This is a genomic window from Azospirillum brasilense, assembly GCF_007827815.1.
GTDB lineage: Bacteria > Pseudomonadota > Alphaproteobacteria > Azospirillales > Azospirillaceae > Azospirillum > Azospirillum brasilense_C.
In genome coordinates this window covers 140664-164410 of record NZ_VITH01000012.1, presented here as the reverse complement: position 1 = coordinate 164410, position 23747 = coordinate 140664, and the positions used below count along the sequence as shown (strand labels likewise).

25 protein-coding genes are annotated in these 23747 nt (G+C 69.3%); 9 read left to right on the top strand and 16 right to left on the bottom strand.

What is annotated here, in order from left to right; all coding sequences use genetic code 11:
- Nucleotides 1-19: 19 nt before the first annotated feature.
- Nucleotides 20-667: a ParA family partition ATPase gene (gene parA / locus FBZ83_RS23325; protein ID WP_145689113.1), complete on the bottom strand. Its 648-nt coding sequence runs from the start codon at nt 665-667 to the stop codon at nt 20-22.
- Nucleotides 668-778: 111 nt separating this feature from the next.
- Between parA and FBZ83_RS23320 the strand changes: the two genes are divergently transcribed.
- Complete coding sequence (locus FBZ83_RS23320; RefSeq protein ID WP_145689112.1) at nt 779-1750, top strand: L-threonylcarbamoyladenylate synthase; 972 nt, start codon at nt 779-781, stop codon at nt 1748-1750.
- A 26-nt stretch (nt 1751-1776) separates the two neighbouring features.
- Here FBZ83_RS23320 and FBZ83_RS23315 read toward each other — a convergent pair whose 3' ends face one another.
- Both FBZ83_RS23315 and FBZ83_RS23310 read right to left on the bottom strand, forming a co-directional pair.
- Nucleotides 1777-2808 (bottom strand): tetratricopeptide repeat protein, encoded by a 1032-nt coding sequence (locus FBZ83_RS23315; RefSeq protein ID WP_186466170.1) that lies wholly within the window; start codon nt 2806-2808, stop codon nt 1777-1779.
- Nucleotides 2809-2851: 43 nt separating this feature from the next.
- Complete coding sequence (locus tag FBZ83_RS23310) at nt 2852-3832, bottom strand: tetratricopeptide repeat protein (RefSeq protein ID WP_211101688.1); 981 nt, start codon at nt 3830-3832, stop codon at nt 2852-2854.
- 290 nt (nt 3833-4122) lie between these two features.
- On the opposite strand from FBZ83_RS23310, the gene FBZ83_RS23305 reads away from it, so the two are divergent.
- The 4 genes from FBZ83_RS23305 to FBZ83_RS23290 all read left to right on the top strand — a co-directional run bounded on the left by FBZ83_RS23305 (nt 4123) and on the right by FBZ83_RS23290 (nt 6848).
- Complete coding sequence (locus FBZ83_RS23305; protein WP_145689109.1) at nt 4123-5562, top strand: FAD-binding oxidoreductase; 1440 nt, start codon at nt 4123-4125, stop codon at nt 5560-5562.
- 12 nt (nt 5563-5574) lie between these two features.
- A complete protein-coding gene (locus FBZ83_RS23300) occupies nt 5575-5844 on the top strand; it encodes a hypothetical protein (RefSeq protein ID WP_145689108.1) in 270 nt (89 codons plus the stop codon).
- Complete coding sequence (locus FBZ83_RS23295; RefSeq protein WP_145689107.1) at nt 5841-6080, top strand: DUF2283 domain-containing protein; 240 nt, start codon at nt 5841-5843, stop codon at nt 6078-6080. The genes FBZ83_RS23300 and FBZ83_RS23295 overlap by 4 nt, the downstream gene beginning before the upstream one ends.
- 102 nt (nt 6081-6182) lie before the next feature.
- Entirely contained in the window at nt 6183-6848 is a 666-nt protein-coding gene (locus FBZ83_RS23290) for a hypothetical protein (protein WP_145689106.1), read from the top strand.
- A 16-nt stretch (nt 6849-6864) separates the two neighbouring features.
- Here the strand turns inward: FBZ83_RS23290 and FBZ83_RS23285 are convergent, their stop codons facing one another.
- Nucleotides 6865-7887, bottom strand: a complete 1023-nt coding sequence (locus FBZ83_RS23285; RefSeq protein ID WP_145689105.1) for a lytic transglycosylase domain-containing protein — start codon at nt 7885-7887, stop codon at nt 6865-6867.
- Nucleotides 7888-8139: 252 nt separating this feature from the next.
- Here FBZ83_RS23285 and FBZ83_RS23280 point away from each other — a divergent pair, with 252 nt between their 5' ends.
- The 3 genes from FBZ83_RS23280 (at nt 8140) to FBZ83_RS23270 (ending at nt 11131) form a co-directional block, all read left to right on the top strand.
- Complete coding sequence (locus FBZ83_RS23280; protein ID WP_145689104.1) at nt 8140-9939, top strand: acyl-CoA dehydrogenase; 1800 nt, start codon at nt 8140-8142, stop codon at nt 9937-9939.
- A 134-nt stretch (nt 9940-10073) separates the two neighbouring features.
- Entirely contained in the window at nt 10074-10751 is a 678-nt protein-coding gene (locus FBZ83_RS23275) for a hypothetical protein (protein WP_145689103.1), read from the top strand.
- A gap of 104 nt (nt 10752-10855) precedes the next feature.
- A complete protein-coding gene (locus FBZ83_RS23270; protein ID WP_145689102.1) occupies nt 10856-11131 on the top strand; it encodes a hypothetical protein in 276 nt (91 codons plus the stop codon).
- Nucleotides 11132-11137: 6 nt separating this feature from the next.
- On the opposite strand, the gene pcsA is transcribed toward FBZ83_RS23270, so the two are convergent.
- The 9 genes from pcsA to FBZ83_RS23225 form a co-directional block, all read right to left on the bottom strand.
- Nucleotides 11138-11875 carry a phosphatidylcholine synthase gene (pcsA, locus tag FBZ83_RS23265; RefSeq protein WP_145689101.1) on the bottom strand — a complete coding sequence of 246 codons (738 nt, stop codon included), beginning with the start codon at nt 11873-11875 and terminating at the stop codon, nt 11138-11140.
- Nucleotides 11876-12107: 232 nt separating this feature from the next.
- On the bottom strand, nt 12108-13454 hold the full coding sequence (glcF, locus tag FBZ83_RS23260) for a glycolate oxidase subunit GlcF (protein WP_145689100.1): 1347 nt from the start codon (nt 13452-13454) through the stop codon (nt 12108-12110).
- Nucleotides 13455-13460: 6 nt separating this feature from the next.
- Entirely contained in the window at nt 13461-14708 is a 1248-nt protein-coding gene (gene glcE, locus FBZ83_RS23255; RefSeq protein WP_145689099.1) for a glycolate oxidase subunit GlcE, read from the bottom strand.
- A gap of 10 nt (nt 14709-14718) precedes the next feature.
- Nucleotides 14719-16206: an FAD-linked oxidase C-terminal domain-containing protein gene (locus FBZ83_RS23250; protein WP_145689098.1), complete on the bottom strand. Its 1488-nt coding sequence runs from the start codon at nt 16204-16206 to the stop codon at nt 14719-14721.
- A 115-nt stretch (nt 16207-16321) separates the two neighbouring features.
- A complete protein-coding gene (locus tag FBZ83_RS23245) occupies nt 16322-16816 on the bottom strand; it encodes a methyltransferase domain-containing protein (protein WP_145689097.1) in 495 nt (164 codons plus the stop codon).
- Between the two features lie 172 nt (nt 16817-16988).
- Nucleotides 16989-17114 carry a type B 50S ribosomal protein L36 gene (gene ykgO / locus FBZ83_RS23240; RefSeq protein ID WP_012973122.1) on the bottom strand — a complete coding sequence of 42 codons (126 nt, stop codon included), beginning with the start codon at nt 17112-17114 and terminating at the stop codon, nt 16989-16991.
- A 120-nt stretch (nt 17115-17234) separates the two neighbouring features.
- Nucleotides 17235-18200, bottom strand: coding sequence for an SAM-dependent methyltransferase (locus FBZ83_RS23235; RefSeq protein WP_145689096.1), 966 nt, complete (start codon nt 18198-18200; stop codon nt 17235-17237).
- A gap of 149 nt (nt 18201-18349) precedes the next feature.
- Nucleotides 18350-19270, bottom strand: a complete 921-nt coding sequence (gene mepA, locus FBZ83_RS23230) for a penicillin-insensitive murein endopeptidase (RefSeq protein WP_247888440.1) — start codon at nt 19268-19270, stop codon at nt 18350-18352.
- 175 nt (nt 19271-19445) lie between these two features.
- The gene (locus FBZ83_RS23225) at nt 19446-20576 is read right to left on the bottom strand and encodes an ABC transporter permease (protein ID WP_211111456.1); all 1131 of its coding nucleotides are present in this window, start codon (nt 20574-20576) and stop codon (nt 19446-19448) included.
- Nucleotides 20577-20722: 146 nt separating this feature from the next.
- Between FBZ83_RS23225 and FBZ83_RS23220 the strand changes: the two genes are divergently transcribed.
- Entirely contained in the window at nt 20723-21091 is a 369-nt protein-coding gene (locus FBZ83_RS23220; protein WP_145679097.1) for a hypothetical protein, read from the top strand.
- Between the two features lie 71 nt (nt 21092-21162).
- Here the strand turns inward: FBZ83_RS23220 and FBZ83_RS23215 are convergent, their stop codons facing one another.
- From FBZ83_RS23215 to FBZ83_RS23205, 3 genes are read right to left on the bottom strand one after another with little or no spacing between them, the layout of a single operon-like run.
- Nucleotides 21163-22104 carry an ABC transporter ATP-binding protein gene (locus tag FBZ83_RS23215; protein WP_145689093.1) on the bottom strand — a complete coding sequence of 314 codons (942 nt, stop codon included), beginning with the start codon at nt 22102-22104 and terminating at the stop codon, nt 21163-21165.
- Nucleotides 22101-23048, bottom strand: coding sequence for an HlyD family secretion protein (locus tag FBZ83_RS23210; protein ID WP_145689092.1), 948 nt, complete (start codon nt 23046-23048; stop codon nt 22101-22103). The genes FBZ83_RS23215 and FBZ83_RS23210 overlap by 4 nt, the downstream gene beginning before the upstream one ends.
- The gene (locus tag FBZ83_RS23205; RefSeq protein WP_145689091.1) at nt 23045-23695 is read right to left on the bottom strand and encodes a TetR/AcrR family transcriptional regulator; all 651 of its coding nucleotides are present in this window, start codon (nt 23693-23695) and stop codon (nt 23045-23047) included. Before FBZ83_RS23205 ends, FBZ83_RS23210 begins: the two co-directional genes overlap by 4 nt.
- Nucleotides 23696-23747: the final 52 nt, after the last annotated feature.

The following is a 23747-nucleotide window of genomic DNA, read 5'->3' as shown; positions in this document are numbered from 1 at the left end:
CGGTGCCAGCGTCCCGGACTCAGCCGGCGCGGGTCAGGATCTCTTCCGCCAGCGCCTGCATCTCCGCCGCCGCCTGAGTCTTGCGGGCGGCCTCGGTCACCGACAGGCCGGACAGCAGAGTGCCGGCGTAAGCGGTGCGGTTCCCGATCTGCGACTCCGCGATGTCCACCGCCGGCGGGTTGACCAACTCGCGCACCCGCGCGATCAGCTCGTCGGCGATGCGGGCGCGCGGCGGCACCCGGTTCAGCACCAGCAGCAGGCGGCGCTTCTCCTGCGCGGCGAGATCCAGGGTGGGCTGCACCGCCCACAGGTCCATCGGACTGGGCTGCACCGGCGCGATGACAAGGCTGGCAGCGCGCACGGCGATGCGCGCCTCCGTCTGGGCGTGGGGCGGGCTGTCGATCAGCACGATGTCGTGGTCGCGGGCCAGCTTCTCGACCTCGGTCTGGGTGCGCCAGCCGGTGATCTGGACATGGGTGAAGCCGGGCTCCCCGCCCGTGGCCTCCGCCCGCACCGCCTGCCAACGGGTCAGGCTGCCCTGCGGGTCGATGTCCACCGTGGCGACCGACCGCCCAAGCTGCATCCAGGCAATGGCGAGGTGCGCCACCAGCGTGGTCTTTCCGGCCCCGCCCTTCTGCTGAGCCACGGTGAAGACCTTGCCCGCCATGCCCACACCCATCATTTGGTTGTTTATCGCGCACACCCGTCATAAGGCTTGGACAGAGCCGGCGCAACCGCGCGAATTGACTTCATCCTCCCACGCTTTACAAATCGTCCCGTGACCGACAAGCATCCCGACATCATCCCCGCCACGCCCGCCGGCCTCGCCCGCGCCGGCGAGGCTTTGCGCAGCGGCGCACTGGTCGCCTTCCCGACCGAGACCGTCTACGGCCTCGGCGGCGACGCCACCGACGACCGGGCCGTGGCCGCGATCTTCGCCGCCAAGGGCCGCCCCCAGTTCAACCCGCTGATCGCCCATGTGCCGGACCTGGAATCGGCCGAGACCATCGCCGTGCTCGACGAGCGCGCGGTGGAACTGGCCCACCAATTCTGGCCCGGCCCGTTGACCCTGGTCCTGCCCCGCCGGGCCGAGGCCGGGCTGTCGCTGCTGGTGTCGGCCGGGCTGGACAGCGTGGCGGTGCGCGTGCCCAGCCATCCGGTGGCGCAGGCCCTGCTGAAGGCCGCCGGCAAGCCGATCGCGGCACCCAGCGCCAACCGCTCCGGCGCGGTCAGCCCGACCGCCCCGCACCATGTCATCGAGAGCCTGGGCGACCGGGTGAGCATGGTGGTGGCCGGCGGCAAGTGCCAGGTCGGGGTGGAGTCCACCGTCCTCGACCTGACCGGCGACACGCCCGTGCTGCTGCGCCCCGGCGCGGTGCTGCGCGAGGAGATCGAGCGGCTGATCGGCCCCATCCAGCTTTCCGCCGGCAACCCGGACGCCCCGAAATCCCCCGGCCAGCTGGAAAGCCACTACGCCCCCAACGCCCCGGTGCGGCTGAACGCCACCAGCGCCGAGGAGGACGAGGCATTCCTGACCTTCGGCCCCGACCGCTTCATCCGCGGCGGCAAGGCCCGCCTGAACCTGAGCCTCCAGGGCGACCTGAACGAGGCGGCGGCGAACCTGTTCGCCCATCTCCGCGCGCTCGACCAGGAGGGTGCCCGCGCCATCGCGGTGATGCCGATCCCGGACGAGGGGCTGGGCGTTGCCATCAACGACCGGCTGCGGCGGGCGGCAGCGCCACGGGGATGATGGAGACGGGCTGACGGCGGCGATCGTCAGGAGGCTGGGCACGCCGGGGGATGTTTCCGGTCGCGCAGGCGGCCCAGCAGCAGCTTCGCTTCGCCGTAAGCCTGCCGCGCCGCCTTCTCGGCCAGCGCGTCGGCTTCCGCGAGGTCGCAGGCCGCTCCCCGCCCTTCCATGATCATCGACGCCAGTTCCGTCTGCCCCCAGGCGTTGTTCTGCCCGGCGGCCAAACGGAGCCAGCGGACGGCTTCCCCGTCGTTCCTCCCGACCCCCTTGCCGGCGGCCAGGGCCAGGGCCCACCGGACCTGCCCCTGAGCATACCCGCTCTCCGCCGAGCGCCGGTACCATCGGGCCGCCTCTTCGGAACTCCGTGGGACGATCTCCCCTTTCTCGTGCAGGTGGCCAAGGTGGCTCTGGGCCGGGCCATATCCCTGGTCAGCGGATTTCCGCAACCAGACCAAGCCTTCCGCATCGTCTTTGACGCCGCCGTCTCCACGCAGCAGCATGCTCGCCAGAAAGGCTTGCGCTGCCGAATCCCCCATTTCGGCAACGCGCCGATACAGGCGCACGGCCTCCGCGCCATCTCTGGCCTGAAGAGCCTTCCCACCCACGGTCAGGCCGTGCTCATGGAGAGCGCCCAGGTTCCTCATCCCCAACGGGTCGCCTTTTTCGGCGGCCAGCCGGATCAGCCGAACCCCCTCGGCCTTGTCTTCCGGAACGCCGCGCCCTTCCAGATACAGGACTCCCAGAACCGCCATGGCCCGCGCCGACCCGCGATCGACCGCTTCGCGCAGCCAGGCTGCAGCGACAGCTTCGTTTTCCTCGACGCCCCGGCCATAGAGGAGCATGTACGCGTAATCGACCATGGCCCCTGGGACGCCGTCCTCGGCGGCTTGCCGGTACCAATCGGCGGCCTCCGCGTCGTTTTTGGCAATCGCGGCGCCGGTGCTTCCGATTGCGATGCCTCCGGAACCCGCCGCTCCCCCGCCGGCCCTTTCCCCGGTCGCGGCGCAGGCGGCGAGACACAGCGCGCCCCCGGCCAGAAGCACGCGGAGACGGCGCACACCGGTCTCCCGAAACGAATGAGCACATGGCACGGCGTGCATCCTATCGGAGGTTGGTGTCATAGAGTTGCCCGAGATACCGCTTGGCCGCGGCATCGCCCTGTGCCGCCGCCTTGAGCAGCAGCGCGCGGGCCTCCGCCGGATTCCGTTCGGTTCCCCGCCCGTCCATCATCAGGCGCCCCAACAGGCGTTGCGCCCGCGGGTCGTCGCGGTCGGCCGCCATGCGCAGCCATTGCACGGCCTGGACCTCGTCCTTTTCGACGCCCCTGCCGTCGATCAGGTAGGTCGCCAGGTTCACCTGCGCGGTCAGCGCCCCCCGCTCCGCTCCGCGCCGGACCCACTTCGCCGCTTCGGGCCAGCTTTGGGGTATACCCTTCCCCTCCGCGTACAAAACGCCCAGATTGTTGGCCGCCTGGGCATGCCCGGCATCGGCGGCCTTCCGGTAAAGCTCCGCCGCCATCGCCTTGTCCTCGGCCACCCCGCGACCCCGTTCGTACAACACCCCGAGATTGAACAGGGACCCCGTATCGCCCAGGTCGGCGGCCCGCCGGTACCAGCGGGCGGCCTCGGCCTCGTCCTTGATGACGCCGCGCCCGAAGCCGTAGGCGATGCCGACGTTTCTCATGGCCAGGGGGTTGCCCTGATCGGCCGCCGTCCGGAACAGCCGGACGGCTTCCACGTCGTCCCTGGCGGCCCCCCGCCCATCGGCGAGCATCACCCCCAACTCCACCATGGCGCGCACGGAGTCGAGCGCCGAGGCCTTGCGCAGCCAGCGAACCGCCTCAGCCTCGTCCTTGGCGACGCCGCGCCCGGCTGCCAGCATGCCCGCATAGTCCACCATCGCTTCGGGAACGCCGTCCTCGGCGGCCTGCCGGTACCAGTGGGCCGCCTCGGAGTCGTTCCGGCCGACCCCGGCCCCGGCGGTGGCGTTGCAGGCCCCCACCAGAAGGACCATGACGAGCATGGCGTGACGCCAGGGGCGCCGCCCCGCCGCGACGAACCGCCGTGTGCGCAATCCCATCATGCCGCCCGCCGGCTTCCCGTCGCGTCGCATGCGGCAAGCGCGAGCACCGTCTCGTCGATGTCCATAAGACGATTTGAGATCATCACTCTTCCCGCACAACCAGATCACCACCGATGATCTTCCCGCAATGATTGCCATGACGCGCGAGCGCAATCAATCATCGACCCGTGTTGAGCGGAAGAACCTCCGCCCCATGCGGGTGACCCGCACAGCCAGACCGGCTGGAAAATCGTCGCGTTCGGCGCTATCAGTTCGCAGCACCGTCGCCACCATCCCCGGACCGTCCGCCCATGACCTCCGCCAGCCCCGCCTCCGCCGGCCTTGCCGACGCCCTCGACCGGATCCGCGCCATCGTCGGCCCGAACGGCCTTCTCACCGCGCCGGAGGACATGGCCCCCTACCTGTCGGAATGGCGCGGGCGCTTCAAGGGCAACAGCCCGGCGGTGGTCCGCCCGGCCAGCACCGAGGAGGTCGCGGCGGTGGTGACGATCTGCGCGGAGGCCGGCATCCCGGTCGTCCCGCAGGGCGGCAACACCAGCCTCGTCGGCGGCTCCATCCCCTACGAGGAAGGGCGCGAGATCGTCATCAGCCTGTCGCGGATGAACAAGATCCGCGGCATCGACACGCTGAACTACACCATGACGGTGGAGGCCGGCGTCGTGCTGAAAACCGCGCAGGAGGCCGCGAAGGACAAGGACCGCCTGCTGCCGATGAGCCTGGGGGCCGAGGGCACCTGCCAGATCGGCGGGCTGATCTCCACCAACGCCGGCGGCATCAACGTGCTGCGCTACGGCAACATGCGCGACCTCGTGCTGGGTCTTGAGGTCGTGCTGGCCGACGGGCGCGTCTGGAACGGCCTGCGCAGCCTTCGCAAGAACAACACCGGCTACGACCTGAAGCACCTGTTCATCGGGGCGGAAGGCACGCTGGGCATCGTCACCGCCGCGGTGCTGAAGCTCTACCCGCGCCCGCGCCAGGCGGAGACGGCCTTCATCGCCGTGCCCAGCCCCGCCGCCGCCATCGAGCTGCTGGCCCGCCTGCGCGCGGCGTCGGGCGACGCCGTGGCCGCCTTCGAGCTGATGTCGCGCCGCTGCCTGGAGTTCGCGCTGAAGCACGTCGCCGGTACCATCGACCCGCTGGCGGAGCCGTCGCCCTGGTATGTGCTGACCGAACTGACCGCCGGCACCCAGTCCGACGCCTTCCGCGAGACGGTCGAGGCGGCGCTGGGCGAGGCCTTCGAGGCGGAACTGGCCACCGACGCCACCATCGCCCAGTCGGAGACCCAGGCCAACCAGCTCTGGTTCATCCGCGAGGCCATCGTCGAGGCGCAGAAGTTCGAGGGCGGCTCGATCAAAAACGACGTGTCGGTCCCGGTGTCGCGCGTCGCCGAGTTCATCGAGCGCGCCGAGGCCGCCGTGGCCACGGCCTGCCCCGGCATCCGCCCCACCCCCTTCGGCCATGTCGGCGACGGCAACATCCACTTCAACCTCAGCCAGCCGGAGGGCGCCGACACCGCCGCCTATCTCGCCCGCTGGGACGAGATCTGCCACGTCGTGAACGAGGTCATCTTCGACCTGGATGGCTCGATCTCCGCCGAGCATGGCGTGGGCCGCTTCAAGAAGGACGAGATGCCGGTCATCAAGAGCCCGGTCGAGTTCGACCTGCTGCGCGCGATGAAGACCGCGCTCGACCCCAAGGGCCTGCTGAACCCCGGCAAGATGCTGCCGTAGGGGGCGCCCGCGGTGGCGGAGGAACCAACACGTCTTCCGCCGCCCTTCTGGCGGACCCGCTATTTCGCCCTGGTGGTCATGGCAAAGCTGGAACGGCGCGGCATCGATCCGCTGGATGTGCTCGCCGTTTTGTCCAACCCGGTAAAGCGGCAACGGGAGCCGAGTGGCCGTGTGCGGTACTGGGGTTGGGTCACACATCTGCGGTCTTATGTTAGCGTCGTGACGCTGGAGGATGGCGAGACCGTCCACAATGCCTTTCTGGACCGGGATTTCGAACCATGACCGACCCCCACGGCCCCGTTCTCTACGACCCGGATACGGACAGCATGTATGTCAAGGTCCGCCCCGGGCCTGGGGTGGACAGCCGGGTCGATGACGCCCGCGATCTGGTCATCGATCTTGGCGAGGACGGTGAACCGGTCGGCTACGACATCCAATACGCATCCCGGCATCCCGACGTGATCGCAGAGGCGCTTGCCACATTACGCGCTCTGCGTGGCGAAGTCCGCGCCGCCTGACACCCACTCTGCCCTCCAGGAAACCCCTGCCCCACCCGCGCTGTTCACATCGGAACGGAAACCGGCAACGCCGGCTCATCGACCATGGACAGGGGGCAAGCGATGCTTCTCGCGATGTCGGCGTGGATGCGCCTGATGCTGGGCGAGGCCGAAACGGCGCCGGTGCCCGGCACGTCCGCCACATGCGCCCTGCCGCCGGACCGGGAGCGCATCCGGCGGGCGGTGCATGACGCGGTGACCGCCCATCCGCTGCACCGCGACCTGGTCCACACCCACCGGCTGGGCGGCTGCCAGTATTACGCCTTCGCCGGGGCGATGCTGCTGGAGTCCCTGGGCCAGGGGCGGGCCGAGGTCGCGCTGGGCCGCGTGGCGTTCCGCAAGTCCGAGGCCCATGGCCGGGCACGCTGGCTCGGTTACCCCGCGGCGCCCGCGGACGTTCGTCCTCCCGATCCGGCGCAACGGCGGCAGGAGGCGGAAGCCTTCCCGTTCCACGCCTGGATTCGCCTGACCGGCCCCGGCGGGCGGCGGTTCCTGATCGACTTCGACCTGACCAACGTGCTGCGGGAGGTAAGGCTGCGCGAACCGCGCCATGACCCGGCCCTGCGCCATAGGCCGCCGGTCTTCTGGGGAAGCGCCGCGGCGGCGCGCCGGGCGGGGTTGCGGTTCGAGCCGCACAGCCGGCTGACCGCCGACGCGCTGCTGCCCGGCGACCGCCGGGTCTTCGCGGCCATCGCGGCGGACGCCCGCGACCGCCTCAAGGGCGCATAGCCCCGCGGTTAGCCGGTCAGGCCGCCTTCGTCGTCGTGTCCGCCATCCCGGTTCCCTGCCCAACCACCTTCGACAGACCCAGCCCGAGTCCCAACCCCGTGTGCTCGTTCTGATCTGTGCGGACCGGCTGGTCGCGCATGCGGCGGTTGTCCTTGTCCTCGCCGTCCGGGCGGCGGCCGCGGGCGGGCCGGCCGGAGATGCTGTCCACCTCGTCCGGCGTCTCCAGCGCGTTCAGGGCCAGCACATGGTAGATCGACAGCGGCGTGCCGTTCAGCGCCTTCTGTGGCATGCTGGGCACCTGGGTGGTGAAGCCGTCCGGCATGTCCTGCCGACGCACCCGGTCGATGGCGGTCTGGGCCGGGGCGAAGTCGGCGTTGGGCGACTCTGCGAACTTCGTCGCGAAGCGGTCGTAGATGTCCTTCAGCGACTTGGCCCGGCCGGTGTCCTTGTCGAAGAACACCGCCTTGTTGGCCGAGGCGGCGTCGGGAAACAGCTCCTTGGCGGCGCGGTTCGGGTTGTCCTGCATGGCGTTCAGGAACTTCGAGGCCCCGCCCGCCCCGAGGAAATGCGCCATGTAGAGTTCGGTGGAGCCGACCTTCCCTTTGACCGTGTCCTCCAGATACTCCTTGTTGTCGCGGGTGTATTCAGCGGCCATCAGGGCCGACGCGTTGGGGTCCTTGCGCAGGTCGAGGATCTCGCGCTTCAGGTCGGGATCGGTGACATAGGGGCGCCCGTCGCCGCGCGTCTGGATCGCGTTGGCGTATTTGGCGTAGCCGTGGTCCGCCCCATGGTCGCGCATCGTCGCCAGCCATGTGCTGTCGATGAACTGGTAGAGCCCGGTCGCCGAGGAGGAGGAGGACTTCACGTCCGTCCGGTACCCGCTCTCCACGGCAGCTTTTTCCATGAGGTAGGAAAAATCGACCCCGGTCTTGGCGCTGGCGTTGCGGACCGCCGCCTCGACAGTCTCCGGCCCGCGGCTGGTCTTCGCGGCCTGGACGGCGGATTCGGCCTGACGGGCAAGGGCGGCGGCGATGGTCATGGGAGGAACCCCTGTGAGCGGTGCTGCCCCACTCTTGCAACCGGGATGCCAAGTCCAGCCTCCCCTCCTGCGTCGCAGCCGCGCTGTTCGCACCGCAACCCAGATGCCAATATTCATGCCCGACGGCGAGGCTCGCCATGCACCATTCGGTACGGTATGGTGACGCGCACGTAAACCGCCCAAGGCGTGTTCACGCGCAATCGGGCACGCAGAAACGCACGCACAATCGGGTCACGGGAGGCCGCTCCATCCATGATTCCCTACACCGCTCCGGTCGATGACCTCCGCTTTGTCCTCAACGAGGTGGTTGGCCTCGAAGCAGTCGCCGCGCTTCCGAACTGCGATTCGGCGGCTCCCGATCTGGTCGACGCCGTTCTGGAGGAAGCCGGCAAGTTCGCCTCCGGCGTTCTCGCCCCGCTGAACCGGGTCGGCGACAAGGAGGGCTCGGTGCTGGAGAACGGCGTGGTCCGCACGCCGACCGGCTGGAAGGACGCCTACAGCCAGTTCACCGAGAGCGGCTGGAACAGCCTGCCCTTCGAGCCGGAATATGGCGGGCAGGGCCTGCCCTGGACCGTGGCCTTCGCGGTGAACGAGATGTGGCAGGCGGCCAACCTGTCCTTCGGCCTGTGCCCGCTGCTGACCCAGGGCGCCGTCGATCTGCTGACCGAGCACGCCAGCGCCGAGCAGAAGGCGCTCTACCTGCCGAAGATGATCGCCGGCGAGTGGAACGGCACCATGAACCTGACGGAGCCGCAGGCCGGCTCCGACCTCGCCGCCGTGCGCACCCGCGCGGTGCGGGCCGAGGACGGGACCTACCGCATCACCGGCCAGAAGATCTTCATCACCTACGGCGAGCACGACCTGACGGACAACATCGTCCATCTCGTGCTGGCCCGCCTGCCCGACGCGCCTCCGGGCATCAAGGGCATCAGCCTGTTCATCGTGCCGAAGTTCCTGCCCAACGCGGACGGCACGCCGGGCGCGCGCAACGACCTGCGCTGCGCCAGCCTGGAGCACAAGCTGGGCATCATGGCCAGCCCCACCGCCGTGATGGCCTTTGGCGACGACGGCGGCGCCACCGGCTTCCTGGTCGGCCAGGAGAACCGCGGCATCGAATACATGTTCACCATGATGAACAACGCCCGCCTCGGCGTCGGCATCCAGGGAGTGGCGATCGCCGAGCGCGCCTACCAGCAGGCCCGCGACTACGCCAAGGGCCGCGTGCAGAGCAAGGATCTGGCCGACCCGAAGGGGTCCGGCGTCGCCATCATCCGCCATCCGGACGTGCGCCGGATGCTTCTGGACATGCGCGCCAAGACCGAGGCCGCCCGTGCGCTGGCGCTCTACGCCGGCACCCAGCTCGACGTGTCCCGCCACCACGAGGACGCCGCGGTGCGCGCCGCCGCCACCGCCCGCGTGGACATCCTGACCCCCATCGTGAAGGCGTGGAGCACCGACATCGGCTGCGACGTCGCCTCGACCGGCGTGCAGATCCACGGCGGCATGGGCTTCATCGAGGAGACCGGCGCCGCCCAGCATTACCGCGACGCCCGAATCACCCCGATCTACGAGGGCACCAACGGCATCCACGCCAACGACCTGACCTTCCGCAAGACCGGGCGCGACGGCGGCGATTCGGCCCGGACCTTCATCGCGGAGATGCGCGCCACGGTGGCGGAGTTGGAGAGCATCCCCGGCGACGACATGGAGGCGATCCGCACCAACCTGTCCGCCGGTCTGGACGCGCTGGAGCAGGCGGTGGCCTGGGTGGTCAAGACCCAGGCCGACGGCGACCTGCGCGCCGCGGCGGCGGGGGCCGTGAACTATCTGAAGCTGTGGGGCACGGTGGCCGGCGGCTGGATGCTCGCCCGCTCCGCCGCCAAGGCGCTGGAAGGGCTGCGCCAGCCCGGAGCCAACGCCCCCTTCCTGGAGGCCAAGCTGGTCACCGCGCGCTTCTACGCCGAGCAGATCCTGGCCCAGGGGCCGGGCCTGCTGCTGCCGATCCTGACCGCCCACCGCACGGTCATGGCGCTGAGCGAGGATCAGTTCTGAACACGCTCAGGACCCATCGCTGTGGCGGTTTGGCCACAGCCAGCTGAAACGCGGCCGGCGCCCCACGCCGGCCGCAACTTTTGCGGTTGGTCCGCGTTCCCCGTTCGATCGAGACGTCCCAGGGGAAACGCCGCATGCGCACCACCGCCCTTCTCGCCTTCGCCCTCGCTGTTGCCGGAGCCTCCGCCGCGACCGCCCAGACCATGGATGGTCCGGTCGAGTCCCCCTTCCATGTCGGCGCGCAGGCCAGCACGCTGGGTCTGGGGCTGGAAGCCGGCTACCGGGTGAATCCGCTGTTCGGCCTGCGCCTGGGCGGCAACATGTTCACCTTCAGCACCGACCGCGGCATTTCCGGCGTCGATTACGACCTGGACGTCAAGCTGCGCAGCTTCGGCGCGGTGCTCGACGTCTATCCGGTGGCCGGCATCGGCTTCCGCATCAGCGGCGGCGCCCGCCTCAACTACAACAAGGCCGACCTGACCGGCACGCTGTCCGGCCCGCGCAGCTTCGGCGGGGTGGTGGTCACGCCCCAGCAGGCCGGGGAACTGACCGGCAAGGCGACCTTCGACCGCGTCGCCCCCTATGCCGGCATCGGCTACAACGGCACGGTGTTCAGCCCCAACTTCAGCGTCGGGCTGGATCTGGGCGTGCTGTTCCAGGGCAAGCCGCGGGTTAGCCTGAGCGCCCCGGGCGTGGCGACCACGCCGGCCATCGCCGCCGTTCTGGAGGACCAGCGCCGCGAGGTCGAGGATTCGATCCGTGCCGCCCGCTTCTGGCCGGTTGTCGCGATCACCGCCTCCTACCGCTTTTGATGGAGGGCCCGCTTTTGATGGAGGGCCCGCTTTTGAGGGAAGGCGGGCACCAAACACCCCCGTGAGCCGTTACGCCTCCATGGATCAACTGTGGAGACCATCCCATGGCTCATCGTAACGGGATTCGCACCGCCGTCCTTGCCCTTCCCCTCCTGGCCCTGCCGCTGCTGGCCGCCTGCGACGACCAGCAGTCGGCGGAGAAGACCGGCCAGGAGATCGGGCGCGCGGTGGACCAGACCGCCGAGCGCGTGGGCGAAGCCGCCAAGGGCATCGGCGCCGAGGCCGGCCGGATGATGCAGGACGCCGGCGCGGCCATTCAGCAGAAGGCCCGCGACACCAAGGACGACATCAACCGGGAGACCGCTCCCGAGAAGCCCTGAGGCGTTTTACGCCGCAGCCGGGCCGCGCAGCGTCCGCCACAGGCAGACCGCCGCGTAATAGGCGCTGCTGGCCAGCCAGACGTACCAGACGGCGTCGGGACGGTCCGGATAGAGGACCACCAGCGCCGCGCTGGAGGCCAGCCACGCGCCGCTGACCAGCAGGTTCAGGCGCATCCATCGGCGCACCCGGAAGGGATGCAGGAACTTGACCGTCGTGAAGGTCAGCAGGCCGAGGACCAGCACCACGGCGGTGTTGATCCACGGGTCGAGCGCCAGGAGCCACAGATAAAGGGCGACCACGTTCCAGATCGCCGGGAAGCCGACGAAGTAGTTGTCGCCGCTCTTCATCCCGGTGTTCGAGAAGCAGTAGAGCGACGTCATCATGATGAAGGCGGCCAGCGCCACGCCGAATCCGTCGGGCAGCAGGCCGAAGCGGTAGAGGAAGACCGCCGGGACGACGACGTAGGTCAGATAGTCGATCACGAGGTCGAGCGCCGACCCGTCGATGCCCGGCAGCACCTCCTTCACCGAGGCGCGGCGGGCCAGCGTGCCGTCCACCCCGTCGACGACCAGCGCCAGCCCCAGCCAGCCGAGGCACGCCTTGGCCTCGCCGTTGACCGCTGCGAGCAGCGCCAACAGCCCCAGCACGACGCCGCTGCCGGTGAAGGCGTGCACACCCCAGGCCGACAGCCGCCGCCCGATCCCGTAACCGCCGTCGCTGTCGTCCTTAAACCCGCTGTCCACTGAGCGCCTCATCGTCCCGTTGGCGCCAACCTAGCCATACGCCGCGAAAAGTCCAAGTGGGTCGGTGGGCCCCCTCGCAAGGAGGCCGGATGAGCCAAAATAGCCCTCTCCCCTCTGGGGAGAGGGTGGCCCGAAGGGCCGGTGAGGGGGTTGCGCATGGCGGTACATCCGGCACAAGCACAACCCCCTCACCCTAACCCTCTCCCCGGAGGGGAGAGGGGATATGGCCGACCTACTCCGCGGCGCGCACCGCAGCACCCGGCGCCTGGGCAGGACCGGCGAAGGCCGGGTTGTCCCTCAGCGCGTCGGGTTTCGGGCCGCCGGTCGCCCAGTCGAGCAGTTCCACCGTGTGGACGATGGGCAGCCCGGTCCCGGTGGCGATCTGGGTGATGCAGCCGAGGTTGCCGGCGGCGATGGCGGCGGCCTTGGTGTTTTCGATGTTGCGGACCTTGCGGTCGCGCAACTGAACGGCGATCTCCGGCTGGAGCATGTTGTAGGTGCCGGCGGAGCCGCAGCAGAGATGCGCCTCCGGGATCTCCTTCACCTCGAAGCCGGCACCGCGTAGCAGATGGCGCGGCGGGTCCTTGATGCGCTGACCGTGCTGCATGGAGCAGGCGGAGTGGTAGGCGATGGTCTGCCCGGTCTCGATCACCGGGGCGGACAGGCCGATCTCCGCCAGGAACTCCGTCACGTCGCGGGCGATGGCCGCCACGCGCAGCGCCTTGGGCGCGTATTCCGCGTCCTCGCTGAACTGGAAGGCGTAGTCCTTCACCGTGGTGCCGCAGCCCGAGGTGTTGACGATGATGGCGTCCAGCCCCTCCCCGTCCATCTCGGCGATCCAGGCGTCGATGGTCTTCCGCGCCGCGGCGTCGCTGAGGTCGGTCTTGCCCATGTGATGGGTCAGGGCGCCGCAACAGTCGGCCCCCTTGGCCACCACCACCTCGACCCCGTGGCGGTTCAGCAGGCGGATGGTCGCCTCGTTGATCTGCGGGGCCAGCACCTGCTGGGCGCAGCCGACCAACAGCGCGGCGCGCTTGCGGCGCGGCCCGACCGCCGGGTGGGTGCCCGGACGGTCGCTGTGGCTCGGCCCCGGCACCGATTTCGGGGCCAGCGCCAGCAGCGCGCCCAGCCGTCCCGGCAGCAGCCCGGCGAAGGGCTTGCCGAACCAGGCGGCAATCAGGGCCAGACGGAACAGCCGCGGGTTGGGCAGCACGCGGGCCAGCAGATCGCGGACGGCCCGGTCAGCGGGCGGACGGGCGTGGGTCGCCTCGACATGGGCGCGGGCGTGATCGACCAGATGCATGTAATTGACGCCCGATGGGCAGGTCGTCATGCAGGACAGGCAGGAGAGGCAGCGGTCGATGTGCTTGACCTGGTGCTCGGTGGGCGGCCCGCCCTTCTCCAGCATGTCCTTGATCTGGTAGATGCGGCCGCGCGGGCTGTCCAGCTCGTCGCCCAGCAGGACGTAGGTCGGGCAGGTCGCCGTGCAGAAGCCGCAATGGACGCACTTGCGCAGGATCGCTTCCGAGTCCCGGTAATCGGCGTTGGCGAGCTGGGTCAGCGTGAAGTTCGTCTGCATGGATGCCTACACTCCCGCGTACATGCGGCCGGGGTTCAGGATGCCGCAGGGGTCGAAGCTCTCCTTCACCCGGCGGCTCAGCGCCATCACCGGGTCGGGCAGCGGATGGAAGACCTCAGTCGTGGTCCGCACGTCCTCGGGGGCGCGCACCAGCGTCGCGTGGCCGGCGGTGCCCAAGGCGCCACGAATGGCCGTCGCGGAGTCCGGGGTCGGCGCCACCGCCGCCCAGATCAGCCCGCCGCCCCAGTCGAAATACAGCTCCGCGTCCAGCGCCCAGCGGATCGACTCCGCCACGCGCGGCCCTTCGGAAGGCTGGACGGAGATTTTCCAGACGTGGCGGGAGGCATCGCCCCCACCCCGGCCCTCCCCCGCTGACGCAGGGGAAGGGCAAAAGTACGCCACGTCCCGAACCTCCTTCCACACCGCCCGCGACTCGTCCTGGTCCAGCACGGCGTCGGCGCCCAACTCCTCCTTCAGCGCGGCGACGCGGGCGGTGACGGACGGCCCGAAACCCTCCACCCGCACCAGCGTGACCGCCCTGCCCGCCGCGGCGACCGCCCGCACATGGGACCGCGCCGCCACCGCGGCCGGCAGATGGGCGGCGCCGGACACGTCGTAGGGGCTCTGCAGCGCCGCGGTCAGCGCCGCGACGGCTGCGGCATCCTCGCGACCGGCCAGCAGAAGCGTCCTCACGTCCTCCGGCGCCGGCAGGACCTTCACCGTCAGTTCGGTCAGGACGGTCAGCGTGCCGAAGGACCCCGCCATCAGCTTGGGCACGTCGTAGCCGGTGACGTTCTTCACCACCTTGCCGCCACCCTTGTAGAGGTCGCCGCGCCCGTTCACCCCCTCGATGCCCAGCGTGTGGTCACGGGCGGAGCCGGCGCTGATGCGCCGCGGCCCGGCCAACCCGCAGGATATCACCCCGCCCAGCGTCCCCTGCCCCTCCGGTCGGCCGAACAGCGGCCCGAGGTCCTGCGGCTCGAAGGCGAGCTGCTGTCGCCGCTCCGCCAGCATCGGCAGGATTTCGGCCATCGGCGTGCCGGCCCTGGCGGTCAGCACCAGTTCCTCCGCCTCGTAGGCGACGACTCCGGACAGGCCGGAGAGGTCGAGGGTATAGGCGGTCTGGATCGGGCGCCCGAGGCCGCGCTTGGACCCCGAACCGGCGACGTCCAGCGGCGTCCCTTCCGATAAGGCCCAGCGCACCGCGTCGGCGGCCTGGACCGCCGAGTCGGGCTTGACGGTGGTCACGGTCATGCGGATGGCCTCAGAAGCGGGGGATGTCGGGGAAGCGCAGCTCCCCCTTGTGGATGTGCACGCGGCCAAGCTCGGCGCAGCGGTGCAGCTTGGGGAAGACCTTTCCGGGATTGAGCAGCCCGTCGGGGTCGAAGGCGCATTTGATGCGCTGCTGCTGGTCGAGGTCGACCTCGTCGAACTGGTCGGTCATCAGGTCGCGCTTCTCCACCCCCACGCCATGCTCGCCGGTCAGCACGCCGCCGACCTCGACGCACAGGCGCAGGATGTCATTGCCGAAGGCCTCCGCCCGCTCCAGCTCGCCCGGCTTGTTGGCGTCGTAGAGGATCAGCGGATGCAGGTTGCCGTCCCCGGCGTGGAAGACGTTGGCGACCCGCAGGGCGTAGCGGTCGGACATCTCCTGCATGCGGTGCAGCACCAGGGGCAGCGCCTTGCGCGGGATGGTGCCGTCCATGCAGTAGTAATCGGGGCTGATGCGCCCCACCGCCGGAAAGGCCGCCTTGCGCCCGGCCCAGAAGGACAGCCGCTCCTCCTCCGAGGTCGAGACCCGGGAGTAGCAGCAGCCCTTGGACCGTGCGATCTCCGCCACCTCGTCGATCAGGTGGTCGACCTCCGCCGCCGGGCCGTCCAGTTCGACGATCAGCAGGGCCTCGACGTCCAGCGGGTAGCCGGCGTGGACGAAATCCTCCGCGGCGTGGATGGCCGGCCGGTCCATCATCTCCATGCCGCCGGGAATGATGCCCGCGGCGATGATGGCGGCCACGCAGTCGCCGCCCTGCTCGCTGGTCGGAAAGCCGATCAGCACGGCGCGGGCGGTGGCCGGCTTCTTCAGGATGCGCACCGTGACCTCGGTCACCACACCCAGAAGCCCTTCGGAGCCGGTGACGACGCCCATCAGGTCGTAGCCGCCGGCGTCGAGATGCTTGCCGCCCAGCCGCAGGATGGTGCCGTCCATCAGCACCATCTCCAGACCCAGCACGTTGTTGGTGGTCAGCCCGTATTTCAGACAATGCACCCCGCCGGAATTCTCGGCGATGTTGCCGCCGATGGTGCAGGCGATCTGGCTGGAGGGGTCGGGCGCGTAATAGAAGCCCTCGTGCGCCACCGCGGTGGAGATGCCGAGGTTGGTCACCCCCGGCTGCGTCACCACGCAGCGGTTGGCGACGTCGATGTCGAGGATGCGGTTGAACTTGCCCATCCCCAGGAGCACGCCGTCGGCCAGCGGCAGGGCCCCGCCCGACAAGGACGTGCCGGCGCCGCGCGGCACCACCTTCACCCCCATCGCCTTGCAGGTTCTGAGCACTTGGCTCACCTGCTCCGTCGTGCTGGGGAGCACCACGACCATGGGAAGTTGGCGGTAGGCGGTCAGCCCGTCGCATTCATAGGCGCGCAGTTCGCTTTCGTCGGCGATCACCCCCTCGCCGGGCACGATGGCCCGCAGCGCTGCGATGATTTCGCGTCGGCGCGCGATGACGCCGTCGTCGGGCGCGGGCATCCGCATGGCCGGCCTTCCTCCCCTCGTGTCGGTCGCCCGGATTGTTCCTGCGGCGTTCCTGTTTCAGAGGTAGCATCGAAGCCGCGCCGGCACCAGCCCCCCTTTTGACGCCCGCCCCCGGTCAGGCCGGAGCGGGCACCTTCTGAAGCGTCGACAGCAGGTGGAAGCCGCGCCACTCCTGCGACAGGACACGGAAGGCCCCGCGGAAGCCGTAGTTGGCCGCCCAACGGTGCTGGTCGTCGAAGTAGAGGGCGAAGGTGTTCTCGGTGATGATGTTGACGTGGGTGGGGTCCTGGAACGCCTCGGCGTGCGGGTAGGCGGGGGTCTGCGCATAGAAGAGCCCGTCCGGCTTCAGAACGCGGTGGATCTCGTCCATCAGCGCGATGAAGCTGTAGCGACGGTGCGGCGCGTAGACGATTCGCGGGACATGCTCGATCACGTCGAAGGCGGTGACGTAGTCGAAGTGGCCGTCCTCGAAGGGGAGCGAATCCACGGCCAGATCCGCGGTCCGGATGTTGGGTGCGGAGTGCTCCTCGACGTCGAGTCCGAACAGTTCGCTCGCCGAGAAGGGGTTCTTCGGATTGGGACCGCAGCCCAGGTCCAAACTTCTGGTCATCCATCAACTCCGGGTCGCAGAGGCGTTTTGAAACTGTCCGGAATCGATGCGTCTTTCAATCAAAACAAATGGCGGAAACGCAAAACGCGACGCCGCGCCGTCCCAGGGGAACGGCGCGGCGTCGCGTTCAACAACACAGCACTCGTCGGCCGGGCGGACCCGGCCGCCGATCTCAGCCCTGGCGGGCCTTGAAGCGCGGGTTCTGCTTGTTGATGACGTAGACGCGGCCCTTGCGGCGGATCACGCGGCAGGCCTTGTGGCGCGTCTTCATCGACTTGAGAGAGTTAACGATCTTCATAGTTCTTCATCCTGGTCGGTCGGCGGCTCGATCGAAGGCGCGCACCATAGTGCGGCGCACCCCCGCTGTCAACGGCCCCCGTGGCGGTTGCGTTTCCCGAAGAATACGGCCGTTTCGACGCTACTCCGCCGGTTTCAGCGCGTAGAAACGGCACACCCGCATCCCCGCCTCGATGGCGGACACGCGGCGGACCCACAGCTCGACCTCGTCCATCACCGCAAGCTTGGTCTCATGGTCCAGATGATGGCGCTCCAGATGCTCGACCAGCCCCTGGATGGCGCTGACGATCAGGCCGCGATGGGTGTCGGTGATGTCCTCGGCGATTCGCAGGTCCAGGTTCCGCTGGGCGAAGGCGGCGGCCATCTGGTCCTTGGACCACAGATGCGGCTGCATCGGCTCCTTGTCGCACCAGACCTGAACGGCCTTGGCCCCGGCCAGCGACGGGTCGATCACATAGTCGGTCATCAAGAGATGGCCGCGCGGCTTCAGGGCCAACTCCATCCCGTCGAACAGCTGGTCCTTGCCCTGGACGGAGAACATCCCCTCCTTGTAGACAATGGCGTCCACCCGCTTGGAATAGCTGAAGTTCTCCGGATCGTAGGTTTCGATCGGGGCCTTTTTCTCCAGCCCCCCCTTGAAGGAGCGGATCATTCCCTCCTTCGCCAGAAGCTCCGACGCCTCCAGGCCGGTGACCCAGCAGCCGTACTTGCTCGCCATGGTGCGGCTGGTGCCGCCCAGCCCGGCGGACAGGTCCAGAACGCTCATCGCCGGGTTCAGGCCGAGCGGCTTCACCAGATAGGGGATGTGGTCATGGCCGCCGGGCGTGTTGAAACCCTCGCCCCACAGCTTCTCCGCCACCTCGATCCGGTTGGCGCTCCACAGCGGCTTGCCCCAGCGGTTCACGCCGGGGCCATGGCCGCGGGCGGCGGGCTGGGCCGGAGCGGTGCCGGCCTGCGGCTTGCCGTCCTCCTCGCCGCCCCGGCCCTTCAGGCCGGAGAGGTCGTACCCCTCCCACCATGCGTAAAGGCGGGTCTTGAGCGTGAGGCGGGGAGCCCCCGCGTGATCGTGTCCGCTCTTGTCGCTCATCGCCTTCGCGCCTGCCCCGTTGCCTGGACCGCCGGACGACCGGTTCCTTCGCAGGGCGGGCATGGTTTTTCCGCGATGCGAACGGATTCATTCCGGCTTTCACAGTATCCGGGCCTTCCGTTCGTGCAAGCGCAAAATCCTGCGTCACATTACCGTAACGCCTTCTCCGCGTGCGAATCGTCCATGGCGGCGATCCGGGTCCCGGCGGCGCGCAGCACCGGGGCGCAGGCGGGCGGCATGCTGACGTAGCGCGGCTGCGGCTTGCCGTTGTGCCTCTCCACCACCGGGTAGACGGAGCCGAGCCAGGAGGCGACCTCGTCGCCGCAGCCGTCGCCGTCGGGAATGTCGCGCTGGTCCTCGCACTGCGGGCTTCCCGCCGGGCAGCCCAGCCGGATGTGCATGTGCCCGTCGTGGCCATGCCAGGGCCGCAGCTTGCGCAGGAAGGCGCGGTCCGGCCAGGAATGGCGGCACATGGCGAGCTTGATCGCCGGGTTGACGAAGATGCGGGTCACCCGCGGGTCGCTGGCAGCGATGCGGACGAGCTGGGCCTGCCGCTCCGACCAGTCCTCGGTGACGCGGACGCGCCCGTAATCGACGTACTTGATCTCGGACAGGCTTTCCCGTGCGTTGCGGCCCATCGGCGGGTGGTCGAGCCGCAGCCAGACGTCGGCGTCGAGCCCGATCTGGTGGCTGGCGTGGCCGAAGCTCATCGGACCGCCGCGTGCCTGCCCCATGTCACCGATCAGCGCGGTCCCCAGCCCGGCCGCCGCCACCTTGCGCCCAAAGCCCTTCAGATAATCGATCAGCTCCGGATGGCCGTAATAGCGTTGGCGGGACATCCGGATCACCTGATAGCCGGTGCCTTCCCCCGGCAGGGCCTGCGCGCCGGTGATGCAGCCCGCGGCGTAACCGCCGATCGACTGGGCCGGCCCCAGGGCGGGGCCGCTCACCTGACTCCAGGCGATGGAGTTGGGGGCCGGCGGCGCGGGCTTCTTCTTCTTGTGCGATCCGGCCTCGGCGGGGCCGGCCAAAGCGGCGGCGATCAGGACCGCCGCGAACATCCCGGCCATCGGGCCAATCGCCAAGCGCCGCATCATCTTCCCCCACGGACCGCCAATCGGGAAAGATTAGAGCCAATGTTTCTTAACGAAAGGTGAGGCTCACGCCCATGTCACAACCGATTTCGACTTGCCGGCGACGCCGGGCGCCGATGACGACGGGCTCCGTCCGGTCCTCGTTTACTGCTCAGTCCAAGGTCTGCCGGTAGCGTTTCAGCGCGATGGCCGTCACCGCGACCAGGAAAATCAGCAGCGCCGCCACCTCCCCCGCGATTTCCGCCGGGCCGTTGCCCTTCAGGAGGATGCCGCGGACGATGCGCAGGAAATGGGTCAGCGGCAGGATCTCCCCCACCGCCTGCGCCCAGCCGGGCATGCCGCGGAAGGGGAACATGAAGCCGGAGAGCAGCATCGACGGCAGAAAGAAGAAGAAGGACATCTGCATCGCCTGGAGCTGGTTCCGCGCCACGGTGGAGAAGGTGAATCCCACCGCCAGATTGGCGGCGATGAACAGCACCAGCACCGCGGACAGCAGGGCCAGGCTGCCGACGATGGGCACGCCGAACAGCAGCCGGGCGGCCAGCACGATGATGACGACCTGGATGTAGCCGACCAGGATGAAGGGCACGATCTTGCCCAGCATCACCTCGAACGGGCGGACCGGCATGGCCAGCAGGTTCTCCATCGTCCCGCGCTCCCGCTCGCGGGTGACGGCCAGCGCGGTCATCATCACCATGGTCATGGTCAGGACCACGCCCATCAGGCCGGGCACCACATTGTATTGAGTGATGCCCTCCGGGTTGTAGCGGCGGTGGACCCGCAGCTCGACCGGATCGGGGGTGGAACGCAGAGGGGCCAGCGGCCCGGTCAGATCGGGGTCCAGGGCCTGCCGCGCGATGGTGGTCAGGGCGGCCAGCGCGTTGCTGGTCGCCGCCGGGTCGGTCGCATCGGCCTCGACCAGCAGCACGGGCCGCTCGCCCCGCTGCAGGTCGCGGGCGAAGCCGGCGGGGATGGTGACGGCGAACTGCACCCGCCCTTCCGCCAGCAGGCGGTCCAGCTCCGCCGGGCTGTCGGCGCCGCGCGTCACGTCGAAATAGCCGGAATTCGCCATGGCCGACACCAGCGTCCGCGCGAAGGGGCTGGAGTCGGCGGCGTGAACGGCGGTCGGCAGGCTCTTGGGATCGGAGTTGATGGCGAAGCCGAACAGCACGAGTTGCAGCACCGGCACCCCCACCATCATGGCGAAGGTCAGCCGGTCGCGCCGCATCTGGATGAACTCCTTCACCATCACCGCGACGAAGCGTGCGAAGGACAAACGCATCACGACACCCTCCCGAACCGTGCATTTCAAAAATGAAACACAACCTTTTACTTCAGTGCCGTAGCGAGCGATTTGAGGCCCGTTGACATATTGAAATTGCCTCAAGCAATGTCCAAACGGATTAACTCGTATGCGGGACACATACCATGACCTCTATTCTTGCCAAGGGAGCCGTCGCCGCGGCCGCCCTGTTCCTGTTTCATGGCGCCGCCCTGGCCGGGCAGCAGGATTTCACCATCCTCAATAAAACGGGCTATGCGCTGAAGCACATTTATGTCAGCGAGTCCGACAACCAGAAATGGGATGAAGACGTTCTCGGTCGTGACGTTCTCGACGATGGCGAAGAGTTCGAACTGAGCTTCGACACGGCCGAGAAGACGTGCAAGTGGGACATGAAGGTGATCTACGACGACGGCGAATCGGCGGTCTGGCAGAACCTGAATCTTTGCAAGATCGCCAAGCTGACGCTGCGCTGGAACAAGAACACCGGCGTGACCTCCGCCTCGGTCGAATGACCGCGCGCCGTCCCCGCCCCGGCCTTTGCGACGGCGCGGGGACGGCCCGTTTTCCTCAATCCCCGGCGCGGTCATGCGAAGTTGTCCGTGCTGCGGTTCATCAGGTGGATGAAGACGTCCTCCAGCGTCGGTTCCGTCCGACGCACCAGCAGACCCGAGTCGCCGGACCAGGGGCGCAGCGCCGCCTCCAGCGCCGCGCCGTCGCCGCCGCTGACATGCAGCCGGGCGCCGAAGGCGGCGACCATCTCGACCCCCGGACGGTCGCGCAACGCCGCCGCGACGCCTCCGATATCCGCCTCGCCCGCGCCCCGCGCGCCGACCTCGTAGGTCACCAGCCCCGAGTTGGCGATCACCTCCTCCACGCTGCCCTGGGTCATCAGCCGGCCATAGGCGAGGTAGGCGATGGCGTGGCAGCGTTCCGCCTCGTCCATGTAATGGGTGCTGACCAGCACGGTCAGACCCTCGGCAGCCAGCCGATGGATTTCGTCCCAGAACTCCCGCCGCGCCTTGGGGTCCACCCCGGCGGTGGGCTCGTCGAGCAGCAGCAGCTTCGGCTCGTGCAGGATGCAGGCGGCCAGCGCCAGACGCTGCTTCCAGCCGCCGGACAGCTCCCCCGCCAGTTGCGCCCGCCGGTTGCCCAGCCCCAGCCGGTCCAGCGCCGCCGCGACCTTGGCCCGCCGGTCGGGCAGCCCGTACATGCGGGCGACGAAATCCAGATTCTCGGCGATGCTCAGATCCTCCCAGAAGCTGAACTTCTGGGTCATGTAGCCGACCTGGCGCTTGATGGCGGCGCTCTCGCGGCGGATGTCGAGCCCGAGGCAGGTCCCCTCCCCCGCGTCGGGGGTCAGCAGCCCGCAGAGCATGCGGATGGTCGTCGTCTTGCCCGACCCGTTCGGCCCGAGGAAGCCGTAGATCTGCCCGCGCGACACCCGGATGGAGAAGCCGTCCACCACCGTCTTGGCGCCGAAGCGCTTGACCAGACCGCGCACGTCGATGACGGCGTCTCCGGTCATGGCGGCAGTTCCACGTCCACCGGCAAACCGGGGTTGAGCGCCGCCCCGTCCTCCAGCCGCGCCTCGACGCGGAAGACCAGCTTCTCGCGGCTGCCGACGCTGTAGATCACCGGCGGGGTGTATTCCACCCGCGGCGCCACATAGGTCACGCGCGCCGCCAAGCCGGGCGGGCAACCGTCGCAGCGCACCGTCACGCGGTCACCCGGACGGACGCGGGCCATCAGCGGCTCCGGGACGAAGACCACCAGCTTCCGCTTCCCCGGCGGCAGCAGCGACACCACCGGGGCCCCCGCCGGCACCCATTCCCCGGGATTGAACAGCGTGTCCTCGACCAGCGCCGCCTCGGGCGCGGGCGGGGCCAGTTCGGCGAGGCGTTTGTCCGCCTGGGCCAGCGCCGCCTCGGCCTGGGCGACGGCGTCCTCGGCCGCGCGGATCTGCTCGGGCCGGGCCGGCAGGTTGGAGACGGCCAGTTGCGCGGTCAGCTCCTCCAACCGCGCGCGGTCGCGGTCGCGGGTGGCGCGGGCGGCGTCCAGCCGGTCGTCGGAACTGACCTTGCGCGCCACCAGCGTTTGCTGCCGTGCCAGTTCCGCTTCGGAGTAGCGCAGCGCGGCCTCGGCCTGCGCGCGCTGGGCGGCGACCACCGCCAGCTCGTCGGGGCGCCGGCCGGTCCGCAGATCGGCAAGCTGCGCCCGCGCCTGGGCGAGCGCGGCGGTCAGCCGGTCGCGCTCCGCCCGCGCGCTGGTGCGGTCGAGCGCGAAGAGCGGAGCGCCCGCCTCCACCCGCCCGCCGCGCGTCACCGCCAGCGTGTCGAGCGTCCCGGCCACCGGGGCGGCGATGCGCAGATACTCGCCTTCGGCGTAACCGTGGGCCAGCGGCACGGCGTCCCCGCCGCCCAGACCGAGGACGGCCAGGGCCGCCGCCAGCGTTTCGGCGATCCAGCTCATGGTGATGGCCCTCCCTCCGGCGCGAGCGTCCGGCGCAGCGCGTCGAGATGGGCCGCCAGCAGCGCCGCCACGTCCGGCGGGCGGCCCTCCAGCGCTTCGAAGGAGGAGCGCCACAGCGCGCTCATCAGCATCGGCGCGACGATCAGCCGGACCGTCGAGTCGACGTCCACCGGACGGAACTCCCCGCGCGCGATGCCGCGTTCCAGCACCGCCGCCAGCAGGGCGAAGGCGCGGCGGATCACCTCGTCGTAATAGAAGCGGGCGAGGTCGGGGAAATTGCCGGCCTCGGCGATGATCAGCTTGGGGATGGACCCGGCACGGGACTTCAGGATGCGCGTCGCGAAAAGCGTCAGCAGCGTTTCCAGCAGGGCGAAGCTCGGCCCCTGCGCCCCGGCCAGCAGGCGTTCGGCCATGTCCAGGTTGGGCAGGATGGCCTCGCGGACCACCGCCTTGAACAGCTCCTCCTTGTTCGGGAAGTAGAGGTAGAGCGTGCCCTTGCTGACCCCCGCCTGCGCCGCGACATCGTCCAGCCGGGTTGCCGCGAAACCGCGCTCGCCGAAGACGGTCAGGGCCGCGTCGACGATCTCCCGGGGGCGCGCCTCCTTGCGGCGGCGCCAGCGCGGAGCGGCGGGATCATCCTCCGGCATGCGACTCTCCAGGGTGGAGAAAATATTACTGACCAGTCAGTTATTAGATGCT